We start from the raw sequence: 7,216 nt of genomic DNA, 5'->3' as shown, positions 1-7,216 counted from the left end.
GCTGCTAATCCCATACACATCCCGATTCCCAGTGCAACCATTCCCATATCTATTTCCTCCTGTAATCAATTCCTCTTATTTTTTTCTCCGAATCTGTTCTAAACCATCAGCAGATACGCTGCAAGCCCATATAGGCCGCCTTTAGCAGCGGGGCCTGCTCCGCATATTTGATACTTTCGTACAGACAATCCTGTAAATACATAGTCCTGTACTGATCTGCTGTCTTTCTTTTCCCTATTACTCGCTGTGTCCCACAGACATTATTTTGACTGCTGCACCGAGGTTTATCACGGTCAGCGTGGTAAATATGTACGTTTGGATTAACGGTTCCGCTATGTCAAAGATCGCATTCAGCGGCAGTACCGTAACCGCACGCAGAAACGGGACCGTCGTAATCATGCTGCTTAGGTGCGTCATCAGATGCAGCCACAGTTCGATTACGATGAACCCTCCCAGGATGTTCCCGAAAAGCCGAAGGCCCAGGGAGATCGGTAATGTACACTCCTCCAGGATCTTCAGCGGGAACATGAACGGGTACGGGTCGCACATCTCTTTGAGTTTCCCCTTTACCCCGTGCACTCTCAGTGAGTTGGCCAGGATCATCAGGAACGTCAGTCCTGACAGTGCAAACGCCACGTTTAAGTCCGCCGTAATCGGACGGATCCCAAACAGCCCCAGGCAGCTCGCACAGAATACGAACCCAAGGATGCTCCCCACATAGGGCGCATAGGACTTGTTCTCCTTCCCCATGTTGTTCTCCGTAAACTTATACACCCAGCCCACGATAAATTCCGCCGCCACCTGTTTTCCTTTCGGCACCGTCTTCAGCCCGCTTCCGAGCCAGATCCCCAGTACCGCCAGTATCACGGCAATCACGAGTCCAAACAATGTACTCTCTGTGATAAACAGCTTTCCCTCTCCGAAGCCCAATATAATCCGGGCGCCGAGTTCTTCCACGTTTATCATTGTTTCTTTACTCCTCCTATTCCAGATACGATAAATATTGCCAGTGACATCTCTCCTCCCTTAAAATGTGTACGGAAAAGGAAGTGCTGTAAATAGCACCTTTCGGCTGCCGTTCAGCACCTCCCCTTGACTTTCTCAGAGATTCCCGGAGGCTTTGGGGCTGCCGGGAAATAAAATTCACAAACTATAAATTGAGGCGACTATGAAGTCAGGCAGCAATATACAGTATGAACCATGCATTTTCCGACGGCCTCTTCTCCCCGAAGATGTCCCCACATTTGTTACTATTCAGACCGTGCCGTGCACCTCGCTGCACGGCATCGGAGCCAATAAAGTGATGGTCTCGGGGCATCTGGTCTTTGCTCCGCTTCGGTCCGTGCTAAACATGCGCCACTGGCGCATAGCACCCCTCGCCGCAGGCGACTTTTAATGGGCAGATGCCGTTACTGTGCACACCCGCAGGGTATGCACAGTAACCCACATTTTTATGCAAGACTGACGAGTATAACTCCGACAAGTGCAATTCCAATACCTATCAGACGTTTTGTAGTCAGTTTTTCCTTGTAGGCAACACGTCCAAGAATTACCAGTACAATTGCCAGTAACACATAAGCCAGCAGCAGTCCCACGCTCAAATCCCAGCCTACGCGGAAAAGTAAAATCGTTGAAACTTCCAGGCATACAAGGCAGGCGCCCAACACCGGAGCCGTCCAGTTCGCTTTCTTAATCTCTTTGAAATAGTTTTTATTTTTACTTGTGATAAAGAACATTAAAAGCGCATAAACAATGCAGACCAGGTATGTCAGAGAAACGGAAGCGAAAGTATCTACATCAGAAGGAGTTACCTTTGCAGTTATACTATAAGCAAGATTTGCTACAATCATCAGCAGAACCGGCATCCACATAAGCAGACTCTTCTTTTTCCCTGCAGCATTGCTCTTTGTTTCCTCACCTTCCAACACAGCAGTCTTGTTCTTCTTCTCCGGAGAATTAACCACGTAAAGTCCCAGGATACAAACAACGATACCGCCGCCCTTAATCATAGTCATTGCTTCACCAAAGCAGGCAACACCCACAACTACAGACATCAGTGATACACCGATATTTGCAATCAAGGAACCGATGCTGACATCCCAGCCTACCCGGTATAACAAAATAAGTGCCAGATCAATGAATACAATCGTCAGGCCCAGTACATAAGAAGCCCAGTTCGCTTTGGAAACAGCTGCAAGTATATTCCCTCCAGGATTGGTTACAAAGAATAAAATCACACACAATACCATACCAACCATGTAGCTTAAGGATAGGCTGGCAAACGAATTTACTTTTTCAGGCGTACCTTTTCCTGCCACATTATAGATCGTATTGCCAAACACATTCAGCAAAAGCGGTGCAATAAAAATCAATAATTCCATAATCAGTTTTCGTCCTTTCTATCATCACATACGAGACATGCACTATACCTCGTACACAATACGTCCATCGCAAACAGTGAGTTCCACATTGCAGTTCAAAATGTCATCCACAGGAATCTCAAAGAGATTGCAATCCCAGACAGCAATATCGGCAAGTTTTCCATTTTCCAGGCTTCCAAGTACCGCTTCTTTCCCTGCTTTGTATGCGCCGCCCCATGTATATGCATATAATGCATCCCACAGGGTGAGTTTCTGTTCCGGATTCCAGCCAGAAGCAGGCTGCCCGTCTGGGAATGTACGTGTCACTGCCCTATGAAGGCTGATACGGGGATCATAGGAAACAACCGGAAAATCAGTTCCAAAAGCAAGATGAATCCCATTGTCCAGCATACTCTTAAATGCCCAAAGGCTCTTTGTCCGTACCGGTCCCACACAATCTGCATACTGCTCGTCCCCATATGTTGGAAAGAGCGCCAGATGCTGCGGCTGTACAGAACAGATAATGCCTGCCTTTGACATACGTTCCCAGTCTTTTGGCGAAGACATATCCAGATGCTCAATGGACATCCTGGAAGCCGTCTCACCATTTTCTGCAATGGCATCCTCATACATCTCGATGGTTTTACGCACTGCGCCATCGCCTACTGCATGGAACTGCAGGTTGATACCATTTTTATGATATTCCTTCACGCGCTGCGCATCATATTCCAAATCTGTTGCCCAGAAGTTATAGTCTGCGTCTGCATCGTCTGTATAAGGCTCCAGCAGCAAACCAGTATGTGCAACAACAATACCATCCACAAATTCCTTGACCCCTGAATAGTAAATCATTTGCTCCGGATCGCCGTATTTCTCGGTGTGCTCCAATGCTTCCTCAATCGTACCAGTCAGGCATGTAGCATAATTATACCGAAACTTCAGTGCACCCTCATCAGCCATGTCATTTAACACGTCCAGGTTTCCCATATTGTAATTATTCAGTGCACGCATATCAATCAAAGAAGTGACACCATACTTACAAATGTCCTCACTCTTTTCTTCCATCAGCTTGCGTTCCTTTGCATAAGGAATATTAAATGCAAGCCGCACAACCGGGTTCTGCGCTTCCTCAACCAGATATCCCGTGATATGCCCCTGCTCATCCCGTTCAAAACGGCCAAACCGCGGATCCGGAGTATCCGGTGCCAGTCCGGCTAATTCCAAAGCTTTAGAATTTACCCATGCAGCATGAAGGTCGCTGTCGTAAATATATACCGGACGCTCCGGAAAATATTGATCCAGAATTTCCTTTGTCGGCGGCTTCGGGTCATCCCACTCCGCAATCACAAAACCACAGGAACTCAGCCATTCTCCTTCTTCATACTCGTCTTCATGTGCCTGATAGTACTCGTACAGGGATTTTGCACATTCTTCTGCGCTCGAATACCCTCCAACATAAGGCGCTGACATCATGTAGGCCCCTGCAAACAAATGGACATGTGAATCGCATATCCCCGGTGTTATTAATTTGGTGCCAAAATCTCTGACATCCGTGTCCTCATCTGCCAGTGCAAGCACTTCCTCTTTTGAGCCTATGCAAAGAATTTTATTATCTGCAATGGCTACCCCTCCTGAAACCATCCCCAGTGAACCTGCGGTAAATATGTTTTCACTTAGCAAAATCATATCTGTTTTCATCCTTTATGTTCCTCCTGTAATTTTATGTATTAAAATATAGCAATTGTTAATTTAAATGTAAATCAATATTATTTTTGGATTCTTTCGTTTTTTTATGATTCTTTCATTTTTTTACTATCATGATAATTTTTTTAATTATTCTCCATATTTTTTGTGCAACTATTCTATGACTCAAAGCAGGTGATAGTGATTAATCTTCATTTTCTCACAGTATCGCCAAGTAAACACGCACAAAAAGGAATACCATAGTTGAATATCAACATATGGCATCCATTTTCTTCTGTTACAACATCTATTCCCTTGAAATTCACCTGCGCTGAAGGGTGCTGCGAGCCATTACATACGTTTAGCATGGGAGCATTTCATCTCACATTATACACTTTCTATGAGTTGCTAATTATGTTATAGTATAATAAATGTACTCTCTTTCACTGAAAAGAAAGGATATCCTGTGAATAAAAAAACGAACGTTAAAGTTGATTATTTATATAAAGTTTTGCTTCTCTGTTCTGTACTGGTTTTTCTGTATGTGTTCTACAGCATCTTTCATATAGAACATATGCCGGACAGCCGTTTTATACCAGATCCGCCTGTCAGTTTATCCGAAGGCTGGTATACCCTTGATGCTTCGGGCGGAAAAACTACTCTGCCTGAGCTCAATACCTGGAGTATAAAAAGTGATGCTCCTGTAACAATCCGCAGGGAACTGCCCCCGCTGTCCGATAAGGATTACCTGTTCATTGAGAATAACTTTAACTACATAAAGGTCTTTGTTGACGGTACCTGTATCTATGATTATTCTGACGATACCGTAGACCTGCCTGCCAATATGTCGGGACATTTCATCTGCCAGATTCCGCTTGACCGTGACTTTTCCGGAAGAACCTTATCTGTTGAGATTACTCAGCCCCATACGTTTCTCAGTGTCGGAATTAAAGATATCTCAATAGGCACGGCAAGCTCCTATATTACAAAATATCTTTATTCTCATGCCGAACTAATCATCAGTCTATTCATAATGCTTCTTGCCAGCCTGTGCCTGTTTTCTGCCTTTCTCTGGCAGAAGTACAGAAAGCTGGATTACAATTATTCCGTATTTGGTGAACTTTCGCTTCTGACACTAATTTCGGCTTTATGGATATTTACCGATTCCCAGCTTCCTCAGCTGTTTTGGGGGAATACTGTCGCCGTCTGTGTCCTCTCTTTCTTCAGTTTTATGGTGCTGCCACTGCCTATGCTTTCTATCACCAGCACACTATGCCAGGACAGCCGGAGAGTTCTCGCACGTATGAAATGTGTTCTGATATTAAATGCTACAGTCCAGGGCATTTTATACTCTTTGGGAAATGTCAGCCTGGTCCTGATGCTTCCGATTACACATAGCCTGATCGTGCTGAACGGCATTGTACTGCTTCTATTTTTACTGCACAGGCTCAAAGGCAGTTCTTCCCATTTTGCAAAACCTATGCTGCTTTCCCTGATTCTGCTGATCCTCTCCGCAGTACTGGCGCTGATACAATTTTATATCAACCCGCAGGCAGATAACAGCCGGTTCTACCGCTATGGCTTTATTTTATTTATTTCGATCCTGATCTACGTAAGCGTTAAAGCCATGCTGGGTTTTGTCAATGACTATACCGAGCATAAAATACTGAAAAAGCTGGCTTACACAGATATCCTCACAAACGTGGGCAGCAGGCTGGCATTTGAAGAATTCATGAATGAACTCCGAAGCCGCACAACCCCGTTTCCCGGAGTATTTTATGTCTGTGACCTGAACAATCTAAAAGTGACCAATGATACTTACGGCCACAAGGCAGGCGATATTATACTAAAAGAAGCTGCCCGCTGCATGTCAAAAATCTTCCAGGATTCCGGAAAAGTCTTCCGGATCGGAGGCGATGAATTCGCCGCTTTCATTCAGGCCCCGTTCCATGAACTGCCCGATTACGTCTCTATGCTGGAGAAAGAAATCGAGAGTGCGGACAGTTCCTGTGAGTATAACTTTTCTCTTTCAATTGGCTGGAATGCTTCTGATACAATTATAGGAAATGAAATAGACAGGGTATTCCGGCAGGCAGACGATGACATGTATAAAAGCAAGATGAAATACCGGAAAGAAAACAGTATAAAGTCAATACGTGATCAATAAAGGCAGCGTTGTTAGCGCTGCCCTTTCCTTTTATGAAAAACCGCTTCTCTTGCCACTTCTGCTGCATTCATTGCATTCGATGTATAAAAATCTGCTCCGATTTTTCCGGCAAAGGATTCCGTAACAGGAGCTCCCCCAACCATCAGTATATATTTATCCCGCAGCCCCCTTCTCTCCAGTTCAGCCGTACACTCTTCCATCCGGATCATCGTCGTGGTAAGCAGTGCTGACATACATATAATATCCGCGCCAATTTCCTCAGCCTTATCAATGAATACTGAAGTTTCCACATCAACGCCCAGATCATAAGTTTCAAATCCGGCGCCTTTGAGCATCATAATGACCAGATTCTTTCCGATATCATGCAGATCTCCAAAGACCGTGCCAACAACAGCCTTCCCCACTGGTTCCGCCCCCGCGGCAGCCAGTCTGGGTTCAAGTTCCTTCATCCCTGCATGCATGGCACTTGCCGCAACCAGAACCTCAGCAACAAAGACTTTATTATGCTTAAACTTCAGCCCAAGCTCCATCATTCCCGCAAGAAGCCCTTCGTCCAATATCACTTTGGGATCTATATCCTCGGCCAGAGCCTGCCGGATCAGAGCCTTAACCATCTTAGCCTTTCCTAATTGAAGATATTCATTAATCTCCTGAATCAGTTCCATACTTTTACCCCCGACCTGACCTCAGTGGGGGATACCGATTTTTCTTCGCCCGCCACTGCCGTTAACCTAGTTTTTATTGATTCATCCCTCCGCCTATAGGGGGGCAGAATCCTCATTTATCTTGCCAAAAATAGTATAACTATAAGAATCATATCACATCATTCGAATAATTATCTCATACGTTCAAACATTTTACAAACAAAATCGGGACTTAGTCGGCTAGCTTTAGCCTAGTCGACGGATGGGGACGCTTTATGACAGGGAGGCGCTGGGGCTGTATATGCCGTTGCGATATGCACCCGTGCTGCAAAGTGATTCTAGAACACCCGATGCCAGATAGG

5 protein-coding genes are annotated in these 7,216 nt (G+C 45.1%); 1 reads left to right on the top strand and 4 read right to left on the bottom strand.

Translation table 11 applies throughout. The features are described from left to right. Nucleotides 1–237: 237 nt before the first annotated feature. The 3 genes from ARB69_RS25245 to ARB69_RS25235 all read right to left on the bottom strand — a co-directional run bounded on the left by ARB69_RS25245 (nt 238) and on the right by ARB69_RS25235 (nt 4,058). Nucleotides 238–966 (bottom strand): F0F1 ATP synthase subunit A, encoded by a 729-nt coding sequence (locus ARB69_RS25245; RefSeq protein WP_055155375.1) that lies wholly within the window; start codon nt 964–966, stop codon nt 238–240. Nucleotides 967–1,451: 485 nt separating this feature from the next. Next, nucleotides 1,452–2,381: an EamA family transporter gene (locus ARB69_RS26380; RefSeq protein WP_055155374.1), complete on the bottom strand. Its 930-nt coding sequence runs from the start codon at nt 2,379–2,381 to the stop codon at nt 1,452–1,454. A gap of 42 nt (nt 2,382–2,423) precedes the next feature. Next, nucleotides 2,424–4,058, bottom strand: coding sequence for an amidohydrolase (locus ARB69_RS25235; protein ID WP_055155373.1), 1,635 nt, complete (start codon nt 4,056–4,058; stop codon nt 2,424–2,426). Nucleotides 4,059–4,509: 451 nt separating this feature from the next. On the opposite strand from ARB69_RS25235, the gene ARB69_RS25230 reads away from it, so the two are divergent. After that, nucleotides 4,510–6,210, top strand: coding sequence for a GGDEF domain-containing protein (locus tag ARB69_RS25230; RefSeq protein ID WP_055155372.1), 1,701 nt, complete (start codon nt 4,510–4,512; stop codon nt 6,208–6,210). Nucleotides 6,211–6,221: 11 nt separating this feature from the next. Here ARB69_RS25230 and ARB69_RS25225 read toward each other — a convergent pair whose 3' ends face one another. Continuing rightward, on the bottom strand, nt 6,222–6,875 hold the full coding sequence (locus ARB69_RS25225) for a cobalamin B12-binding domain-containing protein (protein ID WP_055155371.1): 654 nt from the start codon (nt 6,873–6,875) through the stop codon (nt 6,222–6,224). Nucleotides 6,876–7,216 lie beyond the last annotated feature (341 nt).

Origin of the sequence: Faecalicatena contorta (assembly GCF_001404335.1) — a bacterium.
In the GTDB taxonomy this organism is placed as follows: domain Bacteria; phylum Bacillota; class Clostridia; order Lachnospirales; family Lachnospiraceae; genus Faecalicatena; species Faecalicatena contortus_B.
Note: the sequence above shows the minus strand (reverse complement) of the source record. Positions and strands in the feature narration are given on the sequence as shown.